The sequence below is a fragment of the Azonexus caeni genome, assembly GCF_048146105.1.
Classification (GTDB): domain Bacteria; phylum Pseudomonadota; class Gammaproteobacteria; order Burkholderiales; family Rhodocyclaceae; genus Azonexus; species Azonexus aromaticus_B.
On sequence record NZ_JBKJAD010000008.1, the window covers coordinates 14966 to 40063 of the forward strand.

The following is a 25098-nucleotide window of genomic DNA, read 5'->3' on the forward strand; positions in this document are numbered from 1 at the left end:
CGAATCAATCGGCGGGCCGGGCAAGAGGGATCAGTTGCGGTCCTTGAGCAGGTCGCGCAGGCGCTTGGGGGCGGGCTGCAGCGGCGTGCGGACCGAGGTCCAGCCGCCCTGGCGGCGCGGCACCAGGAAACGCAGGCGGCTGCCCAGCCAGGAAACGGCGCGGTACAGCGCCGGCGAGCCATAGACCGCCGCCCAGCCGCGCCAGATCGCCGACTGCAGCGCCGAATGGCCGGCGCCCTGGCCGCGCATCGCGGGATTGGCATGCGGTGCCGAAAAGGCCTCGTTGCGCAGGCGGACCAGCAGTTCGGGAATCGGAATCTTCACCGGGCAGACCTCGCCGCAGGCGCCGCACAAGGACGACGCCGTGGTCAGGCCGGCGGTGGCGTCGAGCCCGAGCATGTGCGGCGAGATGATCTTGCCGATCGGGCCGGGGTAGGTCGTGCCGTAGGCGTGGCCGCCGATGCGGGTGTAGACCGGGCAGTGGTTCATGCAGGCGCCGCAGCGGATGCACTGCAGCGTCTTGCGCAACTGCTCGTCGGCGTAGGCTTGGCTGCGGCCGTTGTCGAGCAGCACCAGGTGAACTTCCTCGGGGCCGTCCTTCTCGCCGGGCTGGCGCGGCGAGGAAATCATGTTGAAGTAGGTCGAGATGTTCTGGCCGGTCGCCGAGCGGGTGAGCAGCGAGTAGAGCGGCGGGATGTGCTCGAGCTTTTCGACGATTTTCTCGATGCCGGTGATGGCGATGTGGATGGCCGGCGCCGTGGTACACATGCGGCCGTTGCCCTCGTTTTCGACCAGGCACAGCGTGCCGGTCTCGGCGACGGCGAAATTGACGCCGGACAGGCCGATTTCGGCTTCCTGGAACTTGCGGCGCAGCACGTTGCGGCCGATCTGGATCAGCGCATCGACGTTGTCGGTGTAATCGACGCCGGGGACCTTTTCGGCGAAGAGGCGGGCGATTTCCTCCTTCGTCTTGTGGATCGCCGGCATGATGATGTGCGAGGGCTTTTCACCGGCCAACTGGACGATGTACTCGCCCATGTCCGACTCCAGCGCCTCGATACCGGCCGCTTCGGCAGCGTGGTTCAGTTCGATTTCCTCGCTGACCATCGACTTGCCCTTGACCATCTTCGTCGCGCCGTGGCCCTGGATGATGCCGAGGATGATCGCGTTCGCCTCGTCAGGCGTCTCCGCCCAATGCACCTTGACGCCGTTGCGGGTCAGGTTGGCTTCGAGTTGCACGAGCAGGTCGGGCAGCTTGGCCAGGTTGTACTGACGGATCGCTTCGCCCAGGCTGCGCAGGCTTTCCAGTTCCTCGGGGTCGGGGAACTGGGCGGCGCGCTTGCTCATCAGGAAATCCATCGCGCCGCGGAAGCTCTGGCGCAGGAAGGGATTGTCGACGACCGCCTTGGAGCGGGCGCGGAAGCCTTCGGCCGGCTTGAAGTGCAAGGTATGTTCGCTCATGCCTCGCCCTCCAGCAGCAGGACGATCAGTTCCTTCGGGCCGTGCGCGCCGTAGGCCAGCGTCTGCTGGATGTCTGCGGTCTTCGACGGGCCGGAAATGAGCAGCGAATTGGTTGGCAGGCCGTTCTTCCAGCCTTCCGTGGACATCGCCTCGAAGAAGGTGTTGTAGATTTTCGACGCGTCGAGCAGCACGATGTGCACCGGCGGTACCAGCGACATCAGCCGCGGCTCCAGCGCGTTCGGCCAGAGGATCAGTGTGCCGGTCTCGGCGATCGCGGCGCGGGCGGCGGTCAGGCCGGCCGGCGTGGCGTTGAACATTTCCGACTTCCAGGCCTCGATCGCCATGTCGTAGACGCTGCATTCGATGCCGCGCGGCGGCAGGGCGTCGAGCGCCGCATCGCCGTGCGGCGTGCCTTCGGCGACCAGCAGCTTGTCGATGGCGCGCGCCTTGAGTACGGCGTGCAGCGTCTCCGTCCAGTTGGCGGCGGTCACCGCATGCACTTCGGCGTGCGCCAGTTCGATGAAATGACGGAAGCGCCGGGCTTTTTCCGCGGCCGCTTCGAGCGGGCGATGCATGGCGTACCAGCTACCGACGTCGGGCAGCGGTTTGGCCGTTTGCGGCGCGTGCTGGCGCAGCTTGCCGAGGATGCGGTCGCGGGCGCTCATTTTCCACCTCCGGTACGGCGCAGCAGGAAGCTGGCGATGTGTTCGCCGGGCAGACTGGGCTCGCTGCGGCCGGCCTGCTGGTCCTTCCAGGCGGCGTGGCCGAGGATGTTCATCAGGCAGCCGCAGTCGGCGCTGACGACGCGTTCGGCACCGGTGGCCTTGAGCGCCTTGACCTTGTCCTCGACCATGGCGCCGGAGATTTCCGGCTGCTTGACCGAGAAGGTACCGCCGAAACCGCAGCATTCGCTTTCGTGATCCTGCTGGACGACGCTGACCTTCTCCAGTCCGGCCAGCAGCTTGCGACCAGTGAGATGGACGCCCATCTCGCGGCGCGCCGAGCACGAGGTGTGCAGGACGACCTTGCAATCACCGCCGCAATCCTGCGGCTGGAAATCGAGGACCTCGACCAGGAACTGCGTCAGCTCGTAGACCCGCGCCGACAGGCGCTCGGCAACCGCCTTGCGGGTCGGGTCGGCGGCGAACAGCTTGGGGTAGTGGTGTTTCATCATGCCGGCGCAGGAGCCGGACGGAACGACGATCGGCCAGTCGTTGGGAAACAGCGTCAGTTGGTGGGCGGCAACGCGCCGCGCTTCTTCTTCGAAGCCGCTGCTGTAGGCCGGCTGGCCGCAGCAGGTCTGGTCTTCCGGAAAGTGCACGCGGATGCCCTGGCGTTCGAGCAGGGTGATGGCGTCGAGGCCGGCGCCGGGAAAGAACTGGTCGACGACGCAGGTCGCAAAGAAATAGACGTCGCTTGGCCGGCTGGTCTGGGTTGTTGGGTTTGTCATCCTCGCTCCGCGTTTTTATTTGATGGATAAATGGTAAGACCACTTGTGTCGCGGAATGGAAATTTAAGGCAAAACCGTAACTTGGTCAATGCATCAAGGAGATGGTCAAGGGAAATCCCTAAGCTTGCGCTTTGTTTTTCGGCTGGTTAGAATTGCCCGGTCTTACCAATCATGGTGGTCTTACCAATGCCGAACAAGGTGCAGGTTCAGCGGATTTCCGATGCCGTCGCTTCGACGCTGGAACGCCGCATTCTCGAAGGCTCGCTGAAGCCGGGTGACCGCCTGCCGGCGGAACGCGAACTGGCGCTCGAACTCGGCGTGTCGCGGCCGAGCCTGCGCGAGGCGATCCAGAAGCTGGCGTCGAAGGGCATGTTGCAAAGCCGCCAGGGCGGCGGCACCTACGTCACGGCGGCGCTGGAGAAAAGTTTCTTCGATCCCTGGCAGGAAATGATGGGTTCCTACCCGAACCTGCGCGAGGACATGCTCGAATTCCGCCGCATGATCGAGGGCCAGGCCGCCGAATGGGCCGCCGAACGCGCCACCGAAGCCGACCTGCTGCGCCTCGACCAGGCCTTCGGCGCCTTGCAGACGGCCTTCCAGAGCGACGACACCGACAAGCGCTCGGCGGTCGACATCGCCTTCCACCAGGCGATCGGCGACGCCTCGCACAACGTGCTGATCGGCCATCTGTCGGCAGCGCTGCTGCGCCTGATGCACGACAACATTCGTCTCAACCTCGGCGAACTGAAGAGCGTGCCGGCCGCCAGCCGGCTGCTGCTCACCCAGCACGAGGCGATCTACCGCGCCATCCGCGACAGCAAGCCGCAGGCGGCGCGCGCCGCCGCCGAGACACACATCGATTTCGTGCGCGAGACGCTGGCCCACTCGCTGCGCTCGGTCGCCCGCCGCGAAACCGCCGAACGGCGACTGAACACCGATTTCTCTACCTCCTGATTTTCTTTTTACAACTTCGACCCCACCGAAAGGACCCCCTGATGGAAGCCCTTGTCATCCCCTTCGAAAAACTGCGCATGACCGACGTCGACCAGGTCGGCGGCAAGAACTCGTCGCTTGGCGAAATGATTTCGCAACTCGCCGACACCGGCGTCCGCGTGCCGGGCGGCTTCGCCACGACGGCGCACGCCTACCGCGAGTTCCTGGCGCAGTCCGGCCTCGACAAGAAGATCAACGACACCCTCGACGCGCTTGATGTCGATGACGTCAATGCCCTGGTCAAGACCGGCGCCGAAATCCGCCAGTGGATTCTCGAAACGCCGTTCCCGATGGACCTGACCATCGCCATCACCGAGCAGTACCAGCGCCTGGTCGCCGAATCCAACGCCGACATGTCCTTCGCCGTGCGCTCCTCGGCCACCGCCGAAGACCTGCCGGATGCCTCCTTCGCCGGTCAGCAGGAAACCTTCCTGAACATCGTCGGCCTGGAAAACATCATGCACGCGATCAAGGAAGTCTTCGCCTCGCTGTACAACGACCGCGCCATCTCCTACCGCGTGCACAAGGGCTTCGTGCACGCCGACGTCGCGCTGTCGGCCGGCATCCAGCGCATGGTCCGCTCGGACAAGGGCGCCGCCGGCGTGATGTTCACGCTCGACACCGAATCCGGTTTCCGCGACGCCGTCTTCGTCACCTCCAGCTACGGCCTCGGTGAAACGGTGGTACAGGGCGCCGTCAATCCGGACGAGTTCTACGTGCATAAGCCGATGCTCGAACTGGGCAAGAAGGCCGTGATCCGCCGCAACCTCGGCTCGAAGATGATCAAGATGACCTTCGCCGCCGAGAAGGTCGCCGGCAAGTCGACGATCACCGAAGAAGTTGAAGAAAGCCTGCGCCACCAGTTCTCGATCAACGACGAAGAAGTCATGGAACTGGCCCGCTACGCCCAGATCATCGAAAAGCACTACGGTCGTCCGATGGACATCGAGTGGGGCAAGGACGGCGTCGACGGCAAGCTCTACATCCTGCAGGCCCGTCCGGAAACCGTGCAGTCGCAGGCGCACGCCGGCAAGCAGCAGAAGTTCAAGCTGAAGTCCTTCTCCAAGGTGCTCGCCTCCGGCCGCGCCATCGGTCAGAAGATCGGCGTCGGCCCGGTGCGCGTGGTCAAGGATCCGAAGGAAATGGACCAGGTCAAGCCGGGCGACGTGCTCGTCGCCGACATGACCGACCCGAACTGGGAACCGGTGATGAAGCGCGCTTCCGCCATCGTCACCAACCGCGGCGGCCGCACCTGCCACGCTGCGATCATCGCCCGCGAACTGGGCATTCCGGCCATCGTCGGTTGCGGTGACGCCACCGAGACGTTGACCGAAGGCGAAGTCGTCACCGTCTCCTGCACGGAAGGCGACACCGGCCACGTCTATCGCGGCCGTCTCGACTTCGAAGTCACCACCCGCGACATCTCCGCCATGCCGGATGTCCCGGTCAAGGTCATGATGAACGTCGGCAACCCGGAACTGGCTTTCGAATTCGCCCAGTTGCCGAACGCCGGCGTCGGTCTGGCCCGCGTCGAGTTCATCATCAACAACGTCATCGGCATCCACCCGAAGGCGATCCTCGACGTCGAACGCCTGCCGGCTTCCAAGCGCGAGGAAATCAAGCGCCGCGCCCGCGGCTACGCCAACCCGAAGGAATTCTTCGTCGAGAAGCTGGTCGAGGGTGTCTCCACCATCGCCGCCGCCTTCTGGCCGAACCCGGTGATCGTCCGCCTCTCCGACTTCAAGTCGAACGAGTACCGCAAGCTTCTGGGCGGCGAGCTCTACGAGCCGGAAGAAGAAAACCCGATGCTCGGCTTCCGCGGCGCCTCGCGCTACATCGCCAAGACCTTCGAGGACTGCTTCGAGATGGAATGCCGCGCCATGAAGAAGGTGCGCGAGGAAATGGGCCTGACCAACGTGCAACTGATGGTGCCGTTTGTCCGTACCGTCGGCGAAGGCCAGGCCGTCGTCGACCTGCTCGCCGAACACGGCCTGAAGCAGGGCGAACACGACCTGAAGCTGATCATGATGTGCGAAATCCCGTCCAACGCGCTGCTCGCCGACGAATTCCTGCAGATCTTCGACGGCTTCTCGATCGGCTCCAACGACCTGACCCAGCTGACGCTCGGCCTCGACCGTGACTCCGGCCTGGTCGCCAACCTGTTCGACGAACGCGACCCGGCCGTCAAGAAGCTGCTGGCCATGGCCATCGCTTCGGCGAACAAGGCCGGCAAGTACATCGGCATCTGCGGCCAGGGTCCGTCCGACCACCCGGACCTCGCCGAATGGCTGATGGACCAGGGGATCAACTCGATCTCGCTGAACCCGGACACCGTCGTCGATACCTGGACGCGGTTGGCGACGCACAAGAAGGACTGATCTGCGCGATCAGCCTTGATGGAAAAGAAAGGCCGGGAGCGATCCCGGCCTTTTGTTGTTCAGTCCGATTTTACGTTGAACAACAGGTGGTTCTGTTTCAGATTTCGAGATCAAAGAGGCGGCATAAGCACTTGGGATGCTCGCAGTCTTGGCACTCAAAACCGTTATCGGATCCGACCTCGGTCTCAACGTCTGGCATGTCGTTGCCGATTCCAGAGATACCGTGCTCGATATCGAAAACGATGACTTGGCAGCCCTCGACGGGACATCTGCGATAGTTGCTGAAGCTCATACGTGCTCCTCTGAGCGGTGGTTGATGAGCCTCCAAGTATCTTGTCACGACAAAATGGATGAAAACTGGGACGTGGTGATCAGAGCGCTTCGAGCGGCTCGGAATTCAAGACAGTTGGGCGAAAGTTCATTTATTGCTATCCAGTCAGGCGGCTGACAGCCGCGATCAGCGCTTCAACCAGTTCGCACAATTCGGCGATGGTCGATTCCTCAATCTCAAGAAATCCCTCGTACTCGGCCAGATTCCGTTTCTGATGCGCACTGTCCAGAATGCGCCATTGCACGGCCGACCAGCCCAGCGTGTGGGGCAGGCACTGGAAGACGGTATAGCGGTTTTCGCTGCGGTAGCCGTGCCAGCGCAGCGCGGCCAGGGCGGCGGCGTGGGCGGCGTTGTAGATCGAGGTGAAGCGGCCTTCGGCGGAGATGCTGGCGACTTGCGCGTCGTCGAAGCGAGTCCGTGCCATGTTCAGCAGACGGGCGACTTCGAGGTCGTTGCGTGCTTCGGCCTTTAGTTGGCCGATGCGAACCAGATTATCCAGCGCCGCTTGCGGCAAGGTTTCCTCCGATTAGGGGCAGGGTCGGCTGGGCGAGGATGCGATTGATGAAGGAATCCGGCTCGGCCAAGCGTTTTGCGTATTCGGATTGAGTATAGCAGCTAGGGTTGATCTTCCGCCCCAGTTGCCCTTCCAGCGGCAGGAGCAGGGTGAGGACTTCGTTCAGCGAGAGTTGCTCGCCGACCAGTAGCAGGTCGATGTCGCTTTGCGCAGTGTCGGTTTCCTTGGCGACGGAACCGTAAATGAACGCGACGGCCAGGCGTGCCGCGAGGGGCTGCAGGGCTTCGGCGATCAGCGGGCCAATGCCGAGCGTTTTGCGGGTCAGGGCGAGCAGTTCGCCGTAGACCGGGCTGTCAGGATTGGCCTGAAAGCGGCGCTGGTTGCCGACGTGTTCCGAAAGCACCAGTCCGGCGTCGACCAGTCGATTCAGTTCGCGCTGCAGCGAGGCGCTGCCGAGCAGTGTCAGACGGCGCAGTTCGCTGAGGTGGTAACTGCGTTCCGGTTGGCCGAACAGCCAGCGGAAAACACGGGTCTGGCTTTCGGAAAAGAGGGCGGTGGCAATAGACATTGCCAAACTTTAGCATGATCGTGCCAGAACGTAGCGTGTTTTCCTTATTGCTCGCCTGGGTGCGCGTCGAATATTTGATTGTGATAGACCTGAGATTTTGTGGCGGGCCGCAAAAATACGGCACAACGGCCCGCGAGTGGTCCCGTGTATTCGTGGCGACGCGCCCCCGGGATCAAACGAACATTCCGCCCGAAACCTCGATGCGCTGGGCGTTGATCCAGCCGCTTTCATCGGCGAGGAGCAGGGCGATGGCGTCGCCGATGTCGTCCGGGCGGCCGACTCGGCCGAGGGCGGTCTGGCTGGCCAGGTAGGCGTTCATTTGCGGGTTGTCGCGGACCTGGCCGCCGCCGAAATCGGTTTCGATGGCGCCGGGGGCGAGCACGTTGACGCGGATGCCGCGCGGGCCGAGTTCCTTGGCGAGGTAGCGGGTGAGTACCTCGATGCCGCCTTTCATCGTCGCGTAGGCGGCGAAGCCGGGTTGGGTGAAGCGGGTCAGGCCGGTGGAGATGTTGAGGATGGCGCCGCCGTCGGCGAGCAGCGGCAGCAGGCGCTGGGTCAGGAAGAAACTGCCCTTGAGGTGGATGTTCATCAGTTCGTCGAACTGGGCTTCGCTGGTCTCGGCGAAGGCGGCGTGGATGCCGATGCCGGCGTTGTTCACCAGGAAGTCGAAGCTGCGCTGTTGCCAATGGTCTTGCAGAGCGGCCTGCAGGCGCTCGGCGAAGTCGGCAAAACTCGCGCAGTGGCCGACGTCGAGCGGCAGCGCCAGGGCATGCGCGCCGAGCGCCTCGATGGCGGCGACGGCATCGGCGGCTTCGTCGGCGCGCTGGCGGTAGGTGATGACGACATCGACGCCGTGGGCGGCGAGCTTGACTGCGGCATTGCGGCCGAGGCCGCGGCTGCCGCCGGTGATCAGGGCGATTTTGCGGGTCATGGTGCACTCCTGGGGTGGTTGAACGATGGCTGCAGTCTATTGCTGGCATCTTGTCGAATAAACCGGTAAATCTTGTTTAGACTGTTCGCTCATTCTGGATAAAGGTGAGCGATGAATCCGCTCGATGCGATGCAGGTTTTTGTCCGGGTGGCCGAGATGGCCAGCTTCACCCGCGCCGCCGACAGCCTTGGCCTGCCCAAGGCCTCGGTCTCGCTGGCCGTGCAGCAACTGGAGAGCCGGCTTGGCGCGCGGCTGTTGCAGCGGACGACGCGGCGCGTCCAATTGACGCCGGACGGCCAGGCTTATCTCGCGCGCTGCCTGGATCTGCTGGCCGACATGGACGAACTCGATCAGATGTTCCGCGACGACGAGACGGGCGTGCACGGACGCTTGCGCGTCGATCTGCCGCTGGCGGTGGCGCGCGATCTGGTGATGCCGCAGTTGCCGGAGTTTCTCGCCCGGCATCCGGGGATTGCCCTTGAGCTGGGCAGTACGGACCGCCGCGTCGACCTGATCGGCGAGGGCTTCGATTGCGTGCTACGCGTCGGGCCGCTCGCCGACTCGTCATTGGTCGCCCGCCATCTTGGCTATTTCCGCCAGAGCAACTGCGCCAGCCCGGCCTATCTGGAACGTCACGGCGTGCCGGCCTCGCCCGAGGCGCTGCTGGCCGGCCACCGGATCGTCCATTACAGCAGTACGCTGGGCGACAAGCCCGCCGGCTTCGAGTTCATCGATCCGGCCAGCAGCGAATTGCGCGAGCAGCGCCTGCCGGCCAGCCTGGTGGTGAACAATTCCGACGCCTACCGCGCCGCCTGCCTGGCCGGGCTCGGCATCATCCAGGCGCCGGTGCATGGCATGCAGTCCTTACTTGATGCCGGGTGGTTGGTCGAAATCCTGCCCGGATACCGGGCGCCGGCACTGCCGGTGACGCTGCTCTACGGCAACCGGCGCCATCTGGCCAAACGCGTGCGCTTGTTCATGAACTGGCTGGCCGAGGTGTTGCGACCGTCGCTGAGCGAGTTGCCCTGATCTCGCGCCGTGATGTTGCACTGCAGCAGGCGGCTGATTTAAACTTCGGTGTATAAGAATTTCCTGATTTACAAGGCTGCCTGGACGCGGCGGCCATTTCCCTCGGAGAAAAAAGCATGTTTGCCATACACGTCGACGATACGCCGGTGATCACGGTTGCCGGCAGTCGCCATGAAGTCCGTTTCGCGATGAACGGGTCGGAGATGAATCCGCTCGAAGGTTTTTACGCCACGCTGGCCGGTTGCGCGGCGGTCTATGCCAAGAAGGCCTGTATGGAAATGGGGGTGCCGGCAGCGGGCATCGAGATCGATTGCAAGCCTTTTGCCGGGAGCAAGGGGCCGATGTCGCTGGCCAAATTCAAGACGGAGGTTCGTTTCCCCGGGCATTTTTCGGCCGAGCAGCGGGCCGCTGTGCTTGAATCGATCGGTCAGTGTGCAGTGAAGAAAATCGTCCAGCTCGGTGGCGATATCGATTTTGTCGTCAGCGAAGCCTGAACCTTCCTGTTCTTGCCGTGAAAAAAGCCGGGATTTTCCCGGCTTTTTTGTTGGCCGATCAGCTCGGCAGCAGGTTCTTGACCAGGCGTTCGGAAAGCTGGTCGTGGGTGAATTGCGGTTCGTTCGGCGGGTAGAGCGAGTCTTCGTCGAATTCGAAGCCGTGCTCGCGGGCGAGGCTACGCAGTTCCTTGAGTTTCTGGCAGGCCTTGAGGGCTGCGCCGAGGGCGGCATCGGCCCTGGCTTTATCGGAAAATGCCTTGATGTTGGCAACGGACATCGGGGTTTTCTCCTGTGCGGTTGTAGTGGTGAACGAGGGTGTCGCTCGGCCGTCTTGTGTCGGGTTGTCGACAGAAAAGGCAGCATTGAGCGATCGGAAAACCCTGTAAGCAATTTCCGCGCCGTTCGGCGGGGGCTGCTGGCGCTCAGCTTGCCGGTGGCAGTTCGCCAAGGCAGGGGTGGCGTTCGATCCACGGGCGCAGCAGGCGCTCCTGGAGGGCGAGCACGGCTTCGTTCTGGCCGATGTGGCGGTCGTCGCCGGGCGTTGGCAGGCGGCGGCTGCCTGGCTGGTCGAAGCAGCGGTCGTGGATCAGGCAACTGTGCTGGAGATAGCCCCAGACCCGTTCGCCGAGAAACCATTGGTCGACGTTCGGGGTTTCCATGCGTTGCGAATCGTACTCGGCGAGCATGGCGGACAGTTCGGGCAGGACGCCGGCGATGCCGCCCCAGAGGCCGGCGAGGATCAGGTCGGTATGCGTCCACCAGTCGCGGATGACGTGGAACCAGCGCTCCGAAGCCTGCCATTCGGCGACGGCGTTGGCTTCGCGCAGGCTGAACACCGAATCGACGTCGCGGACCAGGAAGCGCCCAACCGTCGGGTCGTTGGCGACCTGGAAGCGCCAGCACAGCTTCTGGCGCAGACTCTGGCCGTCCGGCTGCTGAATCGTTTCGCCGTCGAGTTCATGGATCAGCGCGATGAACTCGGCCGGTACCGTGGCGTCGTGGTAGAAGCGCAGGCGCCAGCCGGGGTAGAGGTCGGCGGCAAGCAGCAGGTTGCGCAGGCCGCCGCGCAGGTAGCGCGGCTGGCTGCCCCAGAGCGAGAAGGCGATCACCGGCGACTTGCCCGGCAGGTCGGCCCAGGCCGCCGGGCTGCCGGCCGGCAATCGCCAGTCGCTGGCCGCCGGCCGGGCGGCGGCCGCTTTCAGTTGCAGCGCCCGGGTGCCGGCCTGGCGGGCGGCGGCGAGGTCGCCGAGGCCGAAGCAGGCGCTGGCCAGGGTGTCGTGGGCGACGATGTTGTCGGGCTGGCGAGCCAGCGTCCGTTGCGCCATGGCGACCGCGTCCGCAAAGCGGCGCAGGCGCAGGTAGCAGACCGCCAGGTTGAGCGTGATGGCGGGATTGGTCGTGCTGGTGAGGCGGGTTTCGAGAACGGTCGCCGCCGAGCGGTAGTCGCCGATCAGGAAGAGGTAGTAGGCGAGTTGCAGGACTGCCGCTTCCGGCTTCTCCGGGCCGCTGGCGTTGATTTCGCCGACCAGCGTCTGGATCGCGTCGTTGCGTCGGTTGTCTTCCCAGGCCGTCTGGGCGACCGTGTTCCATTGCGGGGGAAGGCGCGGCATGGCTGCATTTCCGGGAAAGGACAATGACCGGATTATCGCGGATTCGCGGCTGACGTTGCGACTTCATTGAGCGGCATCGCAGTCGTTCGCTGGCGATCAGCCGGCGGCTGTGGAATGCCTTGCCGGTCCGTTGTGTCGATTCAGTGCGTCGCCTGACGCACGCTGGCGAGCAGTGCGGCGGCGGCGCCGAAGAGGCCACCGAAGATGCGGTTGAGCAGGCGTTGCTGCCCCGGCTGGCGCAACAGGCGCAGGACGCGCGCGGCGAGCCCGGTGTAGCCGGCCATCACCACCAGATCGACGGCGACCATGGTGGTCGCCATGGTCAGGTACTGCGGCAGCAGCGGGCGGGTCGATTCGAGGAATTGCGGCAGGACGGCGAGGATGAAGACGATCGCCTTCGGGTTGCTGGCATTGACGATGAAGCCGCGCAGCACCAGCGCCAGCGGCCGACCGCGGCGGGCGTCGACGGTTTCGGTGGCAAGATCGCCGGCCGGTGCTACCCATTGTTTCCAGCCGAGGTAGAGCAGGTAGGCGACGCCGAACCACTTGATCAGCGAGAAGGCGAGTTCGGAAGCGGCGAGCAGCGCGCCGACGCCGGCGGCGACGATGGCAATCTGCAGCAGCAGCGCCAGTTGCAGGCCGATCGCGTTCCAGAAACCGCGGCGGAAGCCGAAGCTGAGCCCGGACGACATCGAGGCGATGGCCCCGGCGCCGGGCGACAGGCTGATCACCCAGCAGGCGACGAAGAAGGCAAACCAGGTGTGTAGCGACATGTTCGGTGAGATTTTTTGCGGAAAGCCTGAGGATAGCTGTTCCTGGTGCTCTGGGCGAGACTCGAACTCGCATGCCTTGCGGCACTACCCCCTCAAGATAGCGTGTCTACCAATTTCACCACCAGAGCTTCGCCGGTTTTGCCGGACAGGACGCGATGCGCCCGATCTTTCGTTGGTGCCCAGGAAGGGACTCGAACCCCCACGGAGTTACCCGCTAGTACCTGAAACTAGTGCGTCTACCAATTCCGCCACCTGGGCAGGCGTCGAAAGGGGGCGAATAGTAAGCCATGAAACGCCGCTTGCCAAGGGGGCAGCGAAGATTTTTTCAGAATCCTGGTGCGGGTGGCGCGGACGGGATGCGCACGGCATCCCGTCCGCGCGTTTTCAGGCGGCGGCGCTGGCGGCCAGCGCAGCGATCGAGGTGATCGGCAGGTCGTGACGGGCGGCGTAGTCGCGCAGCTGCTGGCCGCGCATCATCGTGCCGTCCGGGTTCATCAGTTCGCACAGGATGGCCGCCGGGCGCAGGCCGGCCAGTTCGGCGAGCAGCACCGAGCCTTCGGTGTGGCCGCGGCGGCCAGCGACGCGGCGGTCGTTGGCGCGCAGCGGGAAGATGTGGCCGGGCCGGACGAGGTCGGCGGCGCTGGCATGCTCGGCCACCGCCATCAGCACGGTGACCGTGCGGTCGGCAGCGGAAACGCCGGTGGTGATGCCGTGGCGGGCTTCGATCGAGACGGTGAACGGCGTCGCGTGGCGGCTGGTGTTGTCGGCCACCATCGGCGGCAGATCGAGGCGGTCGGCGATCGTGTTGTCCAGGCAGAGGCAGACGATGCCGCTGCAGTCGTGGATGAAGCGGGTCATCCACGAGGCGGTGACGTGCTGCGCCGCCATCACGAGGTCGGCCTCGTTCTCGCGGTCATCGTCGTCGAGCAGGATCACCGGGCGGCCGGACCGGATGGCGGCGACGGCCGCGGCCAGCGAGGCGTCGAGGTGCGGGGAAAGGGATTGCGTGGTATTCATGAAACGCTCCTGTGAAGATGGAAAAGAGGCGTTTCAGGGATGCAGAAAGCCGCAACGATCCCTCGCGGGATGCTGCGGACATGGCTGCCTTCTTTCATCCGGACTGTGACCGTCGGCTTCGGCATCGCACCGAATCTGCTGACCCGCGGCTTCTTGCGAAAGCCGCGGCGCTCGCGGGCTGGCACGCGTTCGCACGCGCACTTACCGCCGGTGGGGAGTTCCACCCCGCCCTGAAGACAGGCGCAGGATAGGCCGATTCGCCGGATCAGGCAAACCGGGGAGACGGCTCAGGGCAGGCGTCGCGTCTCGCCCTGGCGCAGCCACCACACCAGCGTTTCCGGCAGATGTCGGCGCTGCAGCGCGGCGGCGAGGTCGCGTGGCGGTTGGTCGAAACTTTCCTGCGACAGCGCGAAGCTACCCCAGTGCACGCCGACGACATGCCTGGCGCCGAGGTCTTCGGCGATCTGCAGGGCGTCGTCCGGGTTGGCGTGCTGGCGGCGCATGAATTCGCGCGGCTCGTAGGCGCCGATCGGTACCGCCAGCAGGTCGGGGGCGCCGAGGCGGCGGCGGATTTTGCGGAAGTCCTGGGAATAGCCGGTGTCGCCGGTATACAGGAAGGTCGTCCGTGCCGGGCCGGACAGGATGTCGAGCCAGAAGCCGCCCCAGAGCGTGGTGTTGGCGTCGAACAGGCCGCGTTTGCTCCAGTGCTGGGCGGGCGTGAAATAGATCGTCAGGTCGTCGAAATCGACGCGGTCCCACCAGTCGAGTTCGCGCACGCGCTCGACCTCGAGATCTTCGAGCCAGGCCTTGACGCCGAGCGGGACGATGAACAGCGGGCGGTCACCACGGGCGAGCAGTTCCTGCACGGTGCTCAGGTCGAGGTGATCGTAGTGGTTGTGTGAGATCAGAACGAGGTCGATGCGCGGCAGTCCGGCGACGCGTAGCGGTGGCGCCACCAGGCGCCGGGCCGCGAGCCAAGGCGTGGGGCCGGCGTAGTCGCCGAGGTTGGGGTCGATCAGGATGTTGCGGCCGCCGGCCTGCACCAGCAGCGTTGCGTGACCAAGCCAGGTGAGGCGGGGCAGGCCGCCGGGATCGTCGAGCTGGGCGCGGTCAGGCTGTACCACCCAGCGCGCGGCGAAGGCCGCGTAGCCGCCAGCGGGTTCGGCGGCCGGCTGGAAATCGCCGCGCCAGCGTCGGCCCAGCACTTCGTACCAGGGGGCGCCGTCGATGCGGGCCGCCGGGTCGCTGTTGACGAAGCCGTCCGGCCGGTGATGCGCCTTTCCCGCGTCGTAGTAAGGGTTGGCGGCGCAGTACCCGGTGAGGAGGGTGAGCAGCAGGAGGAAGGCGCCGAGGCGGCGCATCGCGTCAGAGACCGCCGCCGCGCACCAGGTTCATGACCTGCCCGGCGTCGAGTGTCTGCGCCCGCTGCTCGATCTGCGGCAGGTACTGGCTCTGCAATTGTTTGGCCGGGCCGAGCAGGCCCTGGAAGCTTTCCTGCAGCAACTGCGTGCTCATCTGCCGGCCGCCCGCGTAATAACGCTTGGCGACCTGGCCGAGGGCGTAGGTGCTGGCGAACGAGAAGGCCATGCCGGTTGCCGCGCGACCGATCCTGCCCGCGGTCTTGCCGGCCATCTTGCCGAGCAGGCCGCCGAGCAGCTTGCGGCCGAATTGTTCGAGGTATTGCGAGGTCAGGCCGACGCCGACGGTGGCGAGGAACTCCTTGATGTGGCCCTGATCGAGTTCGACGCCGTAGGCTTTGCCGATGCGGTAAACCATCTTCACCTGCAGCGGGATGATCGCCACCGAGGCCCAGGATTGCGGCAACAGTTCGAGGGCGCCGTTGAGGATCGAGTAGTTGAGGATGGTTTTGTCGAGTTCGGCGTCGTTGACCGTTGCGGCCGGTGTGGAAGCGGGCGGCGGGACGGCAGCGGCCGCCGCCAGTGTGTCGGCCTGGGCGGCAAAGGCATTGGCCTCGGCGTTGCCGTCGAGACCGAGGCGGGTTTTCAGATTGCCGAGGAAGGCCTGTTCGGCAGCCGTCTGCACGCCGTCGGCATCGCAGACGCAGACCGCCATTTCGTAGGCGAACTGGCGCTGACCGAGTTCGCCCAGCGCCTGCACGGCGCCGTCCAGCGTTACCCGCTTGAACAGCACGTCCTGGTAGAGCCGGGGCAGTTCGGGGGCGGTGTCGCCCATCGATTCGGCGAAGCGGCGGATGTGTTCGCGTTCGCGGTCGTCATTGCTGCCGTCGGCGAAAGCGGCGAACAGGCTGATCGTCAGGATGGCGTTTTCCGGGGGCATGGCACAGTCTCGTCGTTGCGGAACGACGCATTTTGCCTACGGCCCCGGATTTTTTCAGTGGCCGTCTGTAACGGTGTGTTGCCGCAGATCAGGCGGTGAAGCTGGGCGGCATCTGGGCGGCGACGATTTCGCCGCGCGCGGTGGCGACGCCGTCGGCGTAGACGGTGGCTTCGACGATCACCTTGCGGCCGCGGATTTCCTTGACCTTGCCGCGGATTTCCAGTTCCGGTCCGAGCGGCGTCGGCTTCAGGTAGTCGACGTGCAGCGAGGCGGTGACGAAGCGGAACGGCGGTTCGCTGTCCATCGCCCGATTTTCCTGGCGGTACATCGCGGCGGCGGCGGTGCCGGTGCCGTGGCAGTCGATCAGCGAAGCGAGCAGGCCGCCATAGACGTAACCGGGGATCGCCGTGTGTTCCGGGCGCGGCGTGTAGCGGGTGACGGTTTCGTCGCCGTCCCAGTAGGTCTTGATCTGATGGCCGTGTTCGTTCAGCTTGCCGCAACCGTAGCAGTGGGCGACGTTTTCGGGGTAGTAGTCCTGGAAGGCGAGCATGTGTATCTCCGCGTGGGGTTGATCAGGAAACGATGATAGTGCCGCGGCATGGGCAAGGCGATTGCATGGCCGGACAGCTTGCATGCAAATTCCGCCAGAGCCGCGGCGGCTCCTGAAGACGCTGACGGGGCGGGGCTTCTCGGGCAAAATGCCGGGAAGGAGGAAAGCACCATGGCTAATGACAGCATCGTTGATCGCTTGCGCTCACTGATCGTTCCCGGGCAGCGCCGCAGTTCGCTGACCGCAAAAGGGCTCGAACGGCTGCGCGCACAACTGGGCGAATGTGCCGCCGGGCAGGGCGGCGAGGTGTCGGCGCGGACGCGCGCGGCGAAGCTGGCGGAAACCTATCTGAACCTTGACGATGGCGGCCGCCAGCAGTTCCTGAAAATGATCGCCCTCGAATTCGGTCCGGCGCCGGACAAGGTTGCCGCCGCCCACACCGCCTACCAGGCGGCGGTCGGCACGCCCGGCCAGTGGCGGGCGGAGGCGGCGTTGCGCGCGGCGATGCGCTCGTCGCGCATCCGCATCATGACGCAGTTCAACGCGATCCCGCAGGGGGTCAAGTTCCTTGTCGACCTGCGCGCCGACCTGCTGCGCTACCTGCACGACGACCGTGAGCTGGCGGTGCTCGACCGCGAACTGGAGTCGCGCTTCAACGCCTGGTTCGACGTCGGCTTCCTCGAATTGCAGCGCCTGACCTGGAGTTCGCCGGCGGCGCTGCTCGAAAAATTGATCGAGTACGAGGCGGTGCACGAGATCAAATCCTGGGACGACCTGAAGAACCGCCTCGACGCCGACCGCCGGCTCTACGCCTTCTTCCATCCGCGCATGCCGGCCGAGCCGCTGATCTTCGTCGAGGTCGCGCTGACCGACCACCTGGCCGGCAACGTCCAGGAACTGCTCGACGTCCATGCGCCGGTGTTCGACAACCGCAAGGCGGACACGGCGATCTTCTATTCGATCTCCAGCACCCAGGTCGGCCTGCGCGGCGTCTCCTTCGGCAATTTCCTGCTCAAGCGCGTGATCGACGACCTCAAACGGGATTTCCCCAAGCTCGACAAGTTCGCCACGCTGTCGCCGATTCCGGCGCTCGCCAGTTGGGTGCGGCACAATCCGCAGGTGCTCGGCGAGGTCGGTATCGACTTCAGCCTTGAACAACTGGCGGCCGGCGCCTGGGCCGAGGACAAGGAAATCGCCCGCCAGTTGCGCGAGCCGCTGCAGCGCCTGGCCGCCCGCTACCTGGCGACGGCCAAGCGCGGCGATGGCGACAACGCACCGCCCTACGACCCGGTGTCGCGCTTCCACCTCGGTAACGGCGCCCGCATCGAGCGCCTCAACTACCTGGCCGACACGGCGCCCAAGGGCTTCGCCCAGTCGTTCGGGATGATGGTCAATTACCGCTACGAACTCGACGACATCGAGGGCAACCTGGAAGCCTTCACCGGTAGCGGACGAATTGCCATGTCGTCGTCGATCCGCCGCCTGGCGCGCCCCGACTGAGCGGCATGCGGCCGGAAACGCCGACCCGCCACAGCCTGTTCGAGGACGCCCAGGCGCTGCTGGTGGCGCCGATGTTCGTCGCCTTCGCGGTGATGCTGTTGCAGCAGGCCGGCTTGCTCACCGGCGGCACGGTCGGCGTCGCCTTCCTGGTCCATTACCTGTCCGGCTGGCCGATGGCCTGGGTGTTGTTCGTCGCCAACCTGCCGTTCTACCTCTTTGCCTGGCGGGCGATGGGCATCGTGTTCACGCTCAAGACCTTCTTCTGTGTCGGTCTGCTTTCGCTGTATACCGCGCTGCTGCCGCTGGTCGTCTCGGTAGCCTGGGTCGATCGGCTGTTCGCCGCGGTGATGGGCGGTTTCCTGATCGGCGTCGGCCTCTTGATGATCGTCCGCCACCGGGCCAGCCTCGGCGGCCTCGGCGTGTTGGCGCTGTACCTGCAGCAGCGTCGCGGCTGGTCGGCGGGCAAGGTGCAGATGGCGGCCGATGCGGCGATCCTGCTCGCCGGTCTGGTGATCCGCGATCCGCTGACGGTGGGGTTGTCGATTGTCGGCGCGCTGGCGCTCAACCTGGTGCTGGCGGCCAACCACAAGGCTGGCCGCTATCTCGGGACCTGAGCTGGCGCTCAGGCAGTCAGCTGTTTGGCGGCGCTGTGCATGCCGGCGATACGGCGACGCATGCTGCCGAGCATGGCGCTGGCGGCGCGGGCGATACGCTCGCCGGTGCTGGGTTCGAAGCGGACGCGGGCGTCGTTGCCCAGACTCTCGATGACGACGCGGCCGGCCACCCTGATGCGGTGGCTTTCGCCGGCGGCCAGCACGATGTCGCCGGCTTCGCCGGTGACCGTCATCCACAGTACGCCGCGGGTGCAGCGGACGACCATGCCGCGTGCCTCGGACAGTCGCAGGGGGCAGTGCTCCCGTAAATAAACTTCGCCTTCGCCAAACTTGATCTTCATCTCGCATCTCCTTTCTGAATGCAGGCACAGTTTAGGTGCGGACGAATCAATGATACAGTCACACGGAAACAAAATTGTGACCGTGACAGTTGTTTGTTCAGGCAACTGTGCTGGTTGTTTTCAATGACAACTGTGATGGTGTGCCATGGCCGTAGAACCCCTTCGTTACGAGAAACTCGCCGGCGAGCTGGCCGGCATGATCGGTGACGGCATCCTCAAGCACGGCGACCGCCTGCCTTCGGTGCGCCGCCTGTCGCAGGAGCGCCGGTTGTCGGTGTCCACCGTGGTGCAGGCCATGCGCCAGCTCGAGGAGCGTGGGCTGGTCGAGGCCCGGCCGCAATCCGGGTATTTCGTCCGGCCGCCGGCGATGGCGCGGCGCGAGCCGGAAGTGCGGGCGACGCCGGACGGGCCGATGCCGGTCGATATCTCGCAGCGTCTGGTGCATGTCCTGCAGGCCGGCGCCAAGCCCGGCGTGGCGCCGCTCTCCGCCGCGCTGCCGGTTTCGAGCTGCTGCCGATCGCCGCCCTGCATCGCCTTTACGCTGGCGTCGCGCGGCGCCATCCGCACCTGCTCGAAACCGGCAGCCACGTCCATATGGACCTGCCGCCGCTGGTCCGCCAGCTGGTGCGCCGCTCGCTGGCCTGGGGTGGGCCGCTGGCGGCCGAGGAATTCGTCATCACCAACTCCTGCACCGAGGCGCTCAACCTCTGCCTGCGCGCGGTGACCCGGCCGGGCGACACGGTCGCCGTCGAATCGCCGGCTTATTACCTGATGCTGCAACTGCTCGAGACGCTCGGTCTGAAGGCGCTGGAAATCCCCTGCGACCCGCGCACCGGGATGTCGGTCGAGGCGCTCGAACTGGCCACCCGCAACGGCGGCGTTGCCGCCTGCCTGCTCGTCGCCAACGGCAGCAACCCGCTGGGCAGCGTCATGCCCGACGAGCGCAAGCGGCGCCTGGCGGCGCTCATGGCGGCGCGCGGCATTCCGGTGATCGAGGACGACATCTACGGCGACCTGCATTTCGGCGATGAGCGGCCGTGGCCGGTCAAGGCCTTCGACGACAGCGGCAACGTCATGCTCTGCGCGTCGTTCTCCAAGTGCCTGTCGCCGTCCTTGCGCATCGGCTTCATCGCCGCCGGCCGCCACAAGCCGGCAGTCGCGTTGCAGAAGACAATCACCAGCGGCGGCACCAACCCGCTGACGCAGATGGTGCTTGCCGAATACCTCGAATCGGGCGCCGTCGACCGGCATCTGCACAGCCTGCGCCGGACCTACCGACGCCAGGTGGAGGGCATGCAGGCGGCGGTATCGCGCTATTTTCCGGCAAGCACGCGGATCGCCCAGCCGCAGGCCGGCTACGTGCTGTGGGTCGAATTGCCGGAAGGCATCGATACCACCCAGTTGCACGGGCGCGCCTTGCGCGAGCGCCTGTCCTACGTGCCGGGCGAACTGTTTTCGGCCAGCGGCATGTACCGCAACTGCCTGCGCCTCAATTGCGGCAACCCGCACACGCCGGAAATCGACGATGCCATCCGTCGCCTCGGCCGCATTTTCGGAGGCGGCGAAAGCGCTGCGAAGGAGGGCAGGGCTTGAGCAACTACGGTATCATTGCCCCTTTTGCGGCGGCTGACGTGCCGCTGCAGTGAACGTACTCGAAGGATTTTCTGCTCATGTTCGACGCAGTCCGCAACAACAAGAGGATCGTCCAGGGCTTCCTGGTGCTGATCATGCTGCCCTTTGCCTTCTTCGGCCTCGATTCGTATTTCAATGGCGGCGGCGCCGGTGCCGGTGTCGCCAAGGTTGGCGATGTCCAGATCAGCCAGCAGGAGTACCAGCAGGCGCTGCGCGAACAGCAGGATCGCGTGCGCAGCCAGGTCGGGCAGGTTGATCCCAAGATGTTCGAGAATCCGGCGTTCCGCAAGGCGATTCTCGACGACCTGATCAACCGCCGCCTGCTGCTGATCGAAGCCGGCAAGCGTCGCCTGTACGTCAGTGATGAGGCGGTGCGCAATGCGATCGCCTCGATCGAGGCCTTCCACGAGAACGGCAAGTTTTCGACCCAGCGCTACGAGGCGCTGCTGCGCGGCCAGGGCATGTCGCCGCAAGGCTTCGAGGCGCAGGTCCGGCAGGACATGACGCTGCAGCGCCTGGCTGGCAGCATCGGCCAGTCCGGCGTGTTGTCGACTACCGTTGGCGAACGCGTCCTCGCGCTGCAGACCGAACAGCGCGACGTGCAGGAAATCCTGCTCGGCCTCGACGCTTACCTGGGCAAGGTGAAGCTGGCCGACGACGCGGCGCGCAAGTTCTACGACGAGAACGGCAAGCGCTTCGAGACGCCCGACCAGGCCCGCGCCGAATTCGTCGTCCTGAGCCAGGACGGCCTTGAGGTCAAGGTCAGCGACGAAGAGATCAAAGCCTGGTACGACGGCCACAAGGACCGCTACCAGCAGCCCGAGGAACGGCGCGCCAGCCATGTCCTGATCGCCACCGAAGGCAAGGACAAGGCGCAGGCCCGGGCCAAGGCCGAGCAGGTGCTGAAGGACGTGCAGGCGACGCCGGCCGCTTTCGCCGAGATCGCCAAGAAGAACTCCGACGACCCGGGTTCCGCCGGCCAGGGCGGCGACCTCGGCTTCTTCGGTCGCGGCATGATGGTCAAACCCTTCGACGACGCCGTCTTCGCGCTCAAGGAAGGCGAGACCTCCGGCATCGTCGAATCCGATTTCGGCTTTCACATCATCCGCCTGACCGGTGTCCGCGCCGCCCGCGAAAAGCCGCTCGCCGAAGTGCGCGGCGAGATCGAGAAGGAACTGAAAGCCTCTGCTGCCAGCCGCAAGTTTGCCGAGGCTGCCGAAGCTTTCAGCAACGCGGTCTACGAGCAATCCGACAGCCTGCAGCCGGCCGCCGACCAATTCAAGCTGAAGGTCCAGCAAAGTGGCTGGCTTGGTCGTCAGGCCGATCCGGCGAACGGCCCGCTGGCCAACGCCAAGCTGCTGGCCGCGCTGTTCTCGGACGACGCGATCAAGAACAAGCGCAATACCGAAGCCGTCGAGATCGCCCCCAACACGCTGGCCGCCGCGCGCATCGTCGAATACAAGCCGGCGGCGCTGCAGCCTTTCGACAGCGTCAAGGCCGAGATCGAGACGTTGCTGCGCAACGAGGAAGCCTTCAAGCTGGCCGTCGCCGACGGCCAGTCTCGCCTGGCCGAGCTGAAGAAGGGCGAGGACAAGCAGGCCTGGGGCGCCGCCAAGCGCGTCTCGCGCATGGACGCCAGCCGCCTGCCGCCGCCGGCTGTCCCCGCCGTGTTCCGGATGAACACCGACAAGCTGCCGTCCTACGCCGGCGTCGAAATCCGCGGCACCGGCTACATGCTCTACCGCCTGAACAAGGTCGAAGCCGGCGAGAAGCTCGACGACGTCCGCCGCCAGGGCCTGCTCGGCCAGTTGCGTTCGCTGGCGGCACAGGAAGACATGCAGATGTACGTCAGTGCGCTGCGCAGCCGCTACAAGGTGGAAATCAACGAGAAGGCCCTGAACAGCAGCGATCGCTGAGCACTACCGGGGAACGGACGAAAAGGCGGGGAAACCCGCCTTTTTCTTTTGGGCTCAGCCTTGCAGGGCTTCGTAGGCGTCGTTGACCGAAAGAAAAACCCGGCCGGAGAGTTCCTGCAGCAGCGCAGTGTCGCGCAGGCGGTCGTGCACCGGACCCTTGATCTCGGCGAAGTTGAGGCGGATGCCGCGGGCGCCGAGTTCGCGGTCGAGGTCGTGCAGCACTTCCATCGCCGTCGCGTCGACGCGGTTGACCGCGCTCATGATCAGCACCACGTCGCGCAGACCGCCGTTACGCTCGATCTCGGCGAGCAGTCGGGCCTCGACGGCGTCCAGGTTGCCGAAGAAAAGGCTTTCATCGGTGCGCAGGAAGAGGGCGCTGGGCAGGGTCTCTACGGCGTGCCGTTCGACGTTGCGGAAATGTTCGCTGTCGGGAATCCGCCCGAGCACCGCGATGTGCGGCGTACTGGCGCGGTAGAGCAGGGTCGCCAGCGAGAGCAGGATGCCGAGGCCGATGCCGGCTTCGAGGCCGAGCACGAAGACGCCGGCGCCGGTGCCGAGCGCGGCGATGCCGTCGGCGCGGTCGTAGTGCCAGGCCTGACGCAGGCCGCGCAGGTCGATCATGCTGACGGCGGCGACGATGATGCTGGCCGCCAGCACGGCCAGCGGCAGGCGGGTGAATAACGGCGCGGCGCCAATCACCACGGCGAGCATGGCGAAAGCGGCGACGATGCCGGCCAGCGGCGTCTGCGCGCCGGCCGCGACATTGACCGCCGAGCGTGAGACGCCGCCGCCGACCGGCATGCCGCCGTGGAAGGCGGCGACTACGTTGGCGGCGCCGAGACCGATCAGCTCGGCGTTGGCGTCGATGCGTTCGCGGCGGCGGATGGCCAGCACCTGCGCCATCGAAATGTTCTGCACCATACCGATCAGTGCCATCAGCGCGATCGGCACCGCCAGCCGTTTCAGTTCGCCGGCCTCGGGCAGGAAGAAGACCGGCGCCGGCAGGCCTTCGACGATGCTGCCGACGACGGCGACGCCGTATTGCCGGTCGAGATTCCAGCTGACCACGGCGAGGGTTGCCAGCAGCACGACGAGCAGCGGCACCAGGCGGACGACGAAGGCGGCGGCGCCCGGCTGGATGCCGACCTTGCCGAGCAAGCCGGCGAGGCTGCTGCGGGCGAAGGCGAGCACGACGATGGCAGTCAGGCCGATGGCGGTGCTGGCGTCGATGCGCGCTTCGGCAAACAGCGCTGCGAGCACGGTCAGCGCGTCGCTCGCCGCCGGATGGGCGTTGAACAGGTATTTCAGTTGGCTGAAGACGATCAGCACCGCCGAGCCGGAAACGAAGCCGGCGATCACCGGGCGGCTCAGCAGGCGGGCCAGGAAACCGAGGCGCAGCAGGCCGCAGCCGAGCAGGACCAGGCCCGAGGCGAGCGCCAGCGTCGCCGCCAGCGCGATGTATTCGGGCGAGCCGGGCGCGGCGATCGGCGTCAGCACCGAGTAAGTCATGATCGAGGTGATCGCCACCGGGCCGACCGCCTGCACCATGCTGCTGCCGAACAGCGAGTAGGCGATCACCGGGAAGATCGCCACGTACAGCCCGGCCTGCGGCGGCAGGCCGGCGAGCAGCGCGTAGGCGAGGCTTTGCGGAATGACCAGGATGGTGACGATGACCCCGGCCAGCAGGTCGCTGGCCAGGTGTTGTCGGGGGTAGGGACTGGCCCAGCGGGGCAGCAGGCGCATCAGCTTCTCCTGGCGGCAATGAAAAACGCCGACCGGGCGGAGCCAGGTCGGCGTTGCGTGTGAATCTTGCGGGGTGACCGCAAGGCCGGTCAGGCCGGTAGCGGGTCGGCGTTGCCCAGGGCGACGGTGTTCATGCCGCCATCGACATACATGATTTCGCCGGTGATGCCGCTGGCCAGATCGGAGAGCATGAAGGCGGCGGCGTTGCCGACTTCCTCGATGGTCACGTTGCGGCGCAGTGGCGCGTTGTGCGAGTTGTAGGCGAGCAGCTTGCCGAAGTTGCCGATACCGGAAGCGGCCAGGGTCTTGATCGGACCGGCCGAGATGGCGTTGGCGCGGATGCCTTCGGGGCCGAGGCAGAAGGCCAGGTAGCGGGTGGCGGCTTCGAGGCTGGCCTTGGCGACGCCCATCGTGTTGTAGTTGGGCATCGTCCGTTCGGCGCCGAGGTAGGTCAGCGCCAGCGTCGAACTCTTGCGGCCGCGCAGCATCGGGCGGGCGGCCTTGACCAGCGCCGGGTAGCTGTAAGCGGAAATTTCGTGGGCGATGCGGAAGGCTTCGCGCGAGATGCCGTCGAGGAAGTCGCCTTCGATCGCTTCGGTCGGCGCGTAGGCGATCGAATGGACGAGTCCGTCGAGGCCGTCCCAGCGCTTGCCGAGTTCGACGAAAACGTTGTCGATCTGTTCGTCGCTGGTGACGTCGAGCGGAATCGTGATGTCGCTGCCGAACTCGGCGGCGAATTTCTTGATGCGGTCTTCGAAGCGTTCAGTCTGGTAGGTGAAGGCGAGTTGCGCACCTTCGCGGTGGCAGGCCTTGGCGATGCCATAGGCGATGGAATGCTTGGACAAAAGTCCGGTGATCAATATCTTCTTGTCGGCAAGAAAGCCCATGTCTTTGTTCTCCCTTAGGGGTCAGGCGCGAGATTATAAACCGAGAAACCGCGTGTCGCGGCTTCCCG

General features: G+C 65.5%; 26 protein-coding genes, 2 tRNA genes and 1 riboswitch. Of the genes, 10 read left to right on the forward strand and 18 right to left on the reverse strand.

Features of this window, described 5'->3' with window-relative positions:
• Positions 1-30: 30 nt before the first annotated feature.
• From ACLIIZ_RS09980 to ACLIIZ_RS09990, 3 genes are read right to left on the reverse strand one after another with little or no spacing between them, the layout of a single operon-like run.
• A complete protein-coding gene (locus ACLIIZ_RS09980) occupies positions 31-1461 on the reverse strand; it encodes a LutB/LldF family L-lactate oxidation iron-sulfur protein (protein ID WP_416691955.1) in 1431 nt (476 codons plus the stop codon).
• Positions 1458-2126: a LutC/YkgG family protein gene (locus tag ACLIIZ_RS09985; RefSeq protein ID WP_416691956.1), complete on the reverse strand. Its 669-nt coding sequence runs from the start codon at positions 2124-2126 to the stop codon at positions 1458-1460. Before ACLIIZ_RS09985 ends, ACLIIZ_RS09980 begins: the two co-directional genes overlap by 4 nt.
• Positions 2123-2911, reverse strand: a complete 789-nt coding sequence (locus ACLIIZ_RS09990; RefSeq protein ID WP_416691957.1) for a (Fe-S)-binding protein — start codon at positions 2909-2911, stop codon at positions 2123-2125. Before ACLIIZ_RS09990 ends, ACLIIZ_RS09985 begins: the two co-directional genes overlap by 4 nt.
• 186 nt (positions 2912-3097) lie before the next feature.
• Between ACLIIZ_RS09990 and ACLIIZ_RS09995 the strand changes: the two genes are divergently transcribed.
• The 3 genes from ACLIIZ_RS09995 (at position 3098) to ACLIIZ_RS10005 (ending at position 6730) form a co-directional block, all read left to right on the forward strand.
• Positions 3098-3865, forward strand: a complete 768-nt coding sequence (locus tag ACLIIZ_RS09995; protein WP_416691958.1) for an FCD domain-containing protein — start codon at positions 3098-3100, stop codon at positions 3863-3865.
• 41 nt (positions 3866-3906) lie between these two features.
• Positions 3907-6282 carry a phosphoenolpyruvate synthase gene (gene ppsA, locus ACLIIZ_RS10000; RefSeq protein ID WP_416691959.1) on the forward strand — a complete coding sequence of 792 codons (2376 nt, stop codon included), beginning with the start codon at positions 3907-3909 and terminating at the stop codon, positions 6280-6282.
• Between the two features lie 148 nt (positions 6283-6430).
• Positions 6431-6730, forward strand: a complete 300-nt coding sequence (locus tag ACLIIZ_RS10005; RefSeq protein ID WP_416691960.1) for a hypothetical protein — start codon at positions 6431-6433, stop codon at positions 6728-6730.
• On the opposite strand, the gene ACLIIZ_RS10010 is transcribed toward ACLIIZ_RS10005, so the two are convergent.
• From ACLIIZ_RS10010 to ACLIIZ_RS10020, 3 genes are all read right to left on the reverse strand, one after another.
• The gene (locus tag ACLIIZ_RS10010; RefSeq protein ID WP_416691961.1) at positions 6711-7127 is read right to left on the reverse strand and encodes a hypothetical protein; all 417 of its coding nucleotides are present in this window, start codon (positions 7125-7127) and stop codon (positions 6711-6713) included. The genes ACLIIZ_RS10005 and ACLIIZ_RS10010 overlap by 20 nt on opposite strands.
• Positions 7105-7695, reverse strand: coding sequence for a nucleotidyltransferase domain-containing protein (locus tag ACLIIZ_RS10015; protein ID WP_416691962.1), 591 nt, complete (start codon positions 7693-7695; stop codon positions 7105-7107). Before ACLIIZ_RS10015 ends, ACLIIZ_RS10010 begins: the two co-directional genes overlap by 23 nt.
• A 172-nt stretch (positions 7696-7867) precedes the next feature.
• Positions 7868-8626 (reverse strand): SDR family NAD(P)-dependent oxidoreductase, encoded by a 759-nt coding sequence (locus ACLIIZ_RS10020; RefSeq protein ID WP_416691963.1) that lies wholly within the window; start codon positions 8624-8626, stop codon positions 7868-7870.
• Between the two features lie 111 nt (positions 8627-8737).
• On the opposite strand from ACLIIZ_RS10020, the gene ACLIIZ_RS10025 reads away from it, so the two are divergent.
• Positions 8738-9655, forward strand: a complete 918-nt coding sequence (locus tag ACLIIZ_RS10025; RefSeq protein ID WP_416691964.1) for a LysR family transcriptional regulator — start codon at positions 8738-8740, stop codon at positions 9653-9655.
• Between the two features lie 116 nt (positions 9656-9771).
• A complete protein-coding gene (locus tag ACLIIZ_RS10030; RefSeq protein ID WP_416691965.1) occupies positions 9772-10149 on the forward strand; it encodes an OsmC family protein in 378 nt (125 codons plus the stop codon).
• 58 nt (positions 10150-10207) lie between these two features.
• Here ACLIIZ_RS10030 and ACLIIZ_RS10035 read toward each other — a convergent pair whose 3' ends face one another.
• The 9 genes from ACLIIZ_RS10035 to ACLIIZ_RS10075 form a co-directional block, all read right to left on the reverse strand.
• Positions 10208-10426 (reverse strand): Nif11-like leader peptide family RiPP precursor, encoded by a 219-nt coding sequence (locus ACLIIZ_RS10035; RefSeq protein WP_416691966.1) that lies wholly within the window; start codon positions 10424-10426, stop codon positions 10208-10210.
• Between the two features lie 145 nt (positions 10427-10571).
• A complete protein-coding gene (locus ACLIIZ_RS10040; protein ID WP_416691967.1) occupies positions 10572-11759 on the reverse strand; it encodes a tetratricopeptide repeat protein in 1188 nt (395 codons plus the stop codon).
• A 140-nt stretch (positions 11760-11899) separates the two neighbouring features.
• Entirely contained in the window at positions 11900-12532 is a 633-nt protein-coding gene (locus tag ACLIIZ_RS10045) for a LysE family transporter (RefSeq protein ID WP_416691968.1), read from the reverse strand.
• A 43-nt stretch (positions 12533-12575) separates the two neighbouring features.
• Positions 12576-12660, reverse strand: a tRNA-Leu gene (locus ACLIIZ_RS10050).
• A 45-nt stretch (positions 12661-12705) separates the two neighbouring features.
• A tRNA-Leu gene (locus tag ACLIIZ_RS10055) sits at positions 12706-12790 on the reverse strand.
• A 126-nt stretch (positions 12791-12916) separates the two neighbouring features.
• The gene (ribB, locus tag ACLIIZ_RS10060; protein WP_416691969.1) at positions 12917-13549 is read right to left on the reverse strand and encodes a 3,4-dihydroxy-2-butanone-4-phosphate synthase; all 633 of its coding nucleotides are present in this window, start codon (positions 13547-13549) and stop codon (positions 12917-12919) included.
• Between the two features lie 82 nt (positions 13550-13631).
• Positions 13632-13791: riboswitch (FMN riboswitch) on the reverse strand.
• A gap of 45 nt (positions 13792-13836) precedes the next feature.
• The gene (locus ACLIIZ_RS10065; RefSeq protein WP_416691970.1) at positions 13837-14910 is read right to left on the reverse strand and encodes an MBL fold metallo-hydrolase; all 1074 of its coding nucleotides are present in this window, start codon (positions 14908-14910) and stop codon (positions 13837-13839) included.
• Positions 14911-14914: 4 nt separating this feature from the next.
• Positions 14915-15847, reverse strand: coding sequence for a DUF533 domain-containing protein (locus ACLIIZ_RS10070; RefSeq protein WP_416691971.1), 933 nt, complete (start codon positions 15845-15847; stop codon positions 14915-14917).
• A gap of 88 nt (positions 15848-15935) precedes the next feature.
• Complete coding sequence (locus ACLIIZ_RS10075) at positions 15936-16397, reverse strand: PaaI family thioesterase (RefSeq protein WP_416691972.1); 462 nt, start codon at positions 16395-16397, stop codon at positions 15936-15938.
• A gap of 171 nt (positions 16398-16568) precedes the next feature.
• On the opposite strand from ACLIIZ_RS10075, the gene ACLIIZ_RS10080 reads away from it, so the two are divergent.
• Positions 16569-17897 carry a malonyl-CoA decarboxylase gene (locus ACLIIZ_RS10080; RefSeq protein WP_416691973.1) on the forward strand — a complete coding sequence of 443 codons (1329 nt, stop codon included), beginning with the start codon at positions 16569-16571 and terminating at the stop codon, positions 17895-17897.
• Positions 17898-17902: 5 nt separating this feature from the next.
• Positions 17903-18511 carry a YitT family protein gene (locus ACLIIZ_RS10085; RefSeq protein WP_416691974.1) on the forward strand — a complete coding sequence of 203 codons (609 nt, stop codon included), beginning with the start codon at positions 17903-17905 and terminating at the stop codon, positions 18509-18511.
• Positions 18512-18519: 8 nt separating this feature from the next.
• On the opposite strand, the gene ACLIIZ_RS10090 is transcribed toward ACLIIZ_RS10085, so the two are convergent.
• Entirely contained in the window at positions 18520-18852 is a 333-nt protein-coding gene (locus ACLIIZ_RS10090; RefSeq protein WP_416691975.1) for a DUF2917 domain-containing protein, read from the reverse strand.
• Positions 18853-18997: 145 nt separating this feature from the next.
• On the opposite strand from ACLIIZ_RS10090, the gene ACLIIZ_RS10095 reads away from it, so the two are divergent.
• From ACLIIZ_RS10095 to ACLIIZ_RS10105, 3 genes are all read left to right on the forward strand, one after another.
• On the forward strand, positions 18998-19576 hold the full coding sequence (locus ACLIIZ_RS10095) for a GntR family transcriptional regulator (RefSeq protein ID WP_416691976.1): 579 nt from the start codon (positions 18998-19000) through the stop codon (positions 19574-19576).
• Positions 19477-20445 carry an aminotransferase-like domain-containing protein gene (locus ACLIIZ_RS10100; RefSeq protein WP_416692056.1) on the forward strand — a complete coding sequence of 323 codons (969 nt, stop codon included), beginning with the start codon at positions 19477-19479 and terminating at the stop codon, positions 20443-20445. Before ACLIIZ_RS10095 ends, ACLIIZ_RS10100 begins: the two co-directional genes overlap by 100 nt.
• A gap of 77 nt (positions 20446-20522) precedes the next feature.
• Positions 20523-22400: a SurA N-terminal domain-containing protein gene (locus tag ACLIIZ_RS10105; protein WP_416691977.1), complete on the forward strand. Its 1878-nt coding sequence runs from the start codon at positions 20523-20525 to the stop codon at positions 22398-22400.
• 54 nt (positions 22401-22454) lie between these two features.
• On the opposite strand, the gene ACLIIZ_RS10110 is transcribed toward ACLIIZ_RS10105, so the two are convergent.
• Together ACLIIZ_RS10110 and fabI are read right to left on the reverse strand one after the other, a co-directional pair.
• Positions 22455-24143, reverse strand: coding sequence for a SulP family inorganic anion transporter (locus tag ACLIIZ_RS10110; RefSeq protein WP_416691978.1), 1689 nt, complete (start codon positions 24141-24143; stop codon positions 22455-22457).
• Between the two features lie 89 nt (positions 24144-24232).
• Positions 24233-25030: an enoyl-ACP reductase FabI gene (gene fabI / locus ACLIIZ_RS10115; protein ID WP_416691979.1), complete on the reverse strand. Its 798-nt coding sequence runs from the start codon at positions 25028-25030 to the stop codon at positions 24233-24235.
• Positions 25031-25098: the final 68 nt, after the last annotated feature.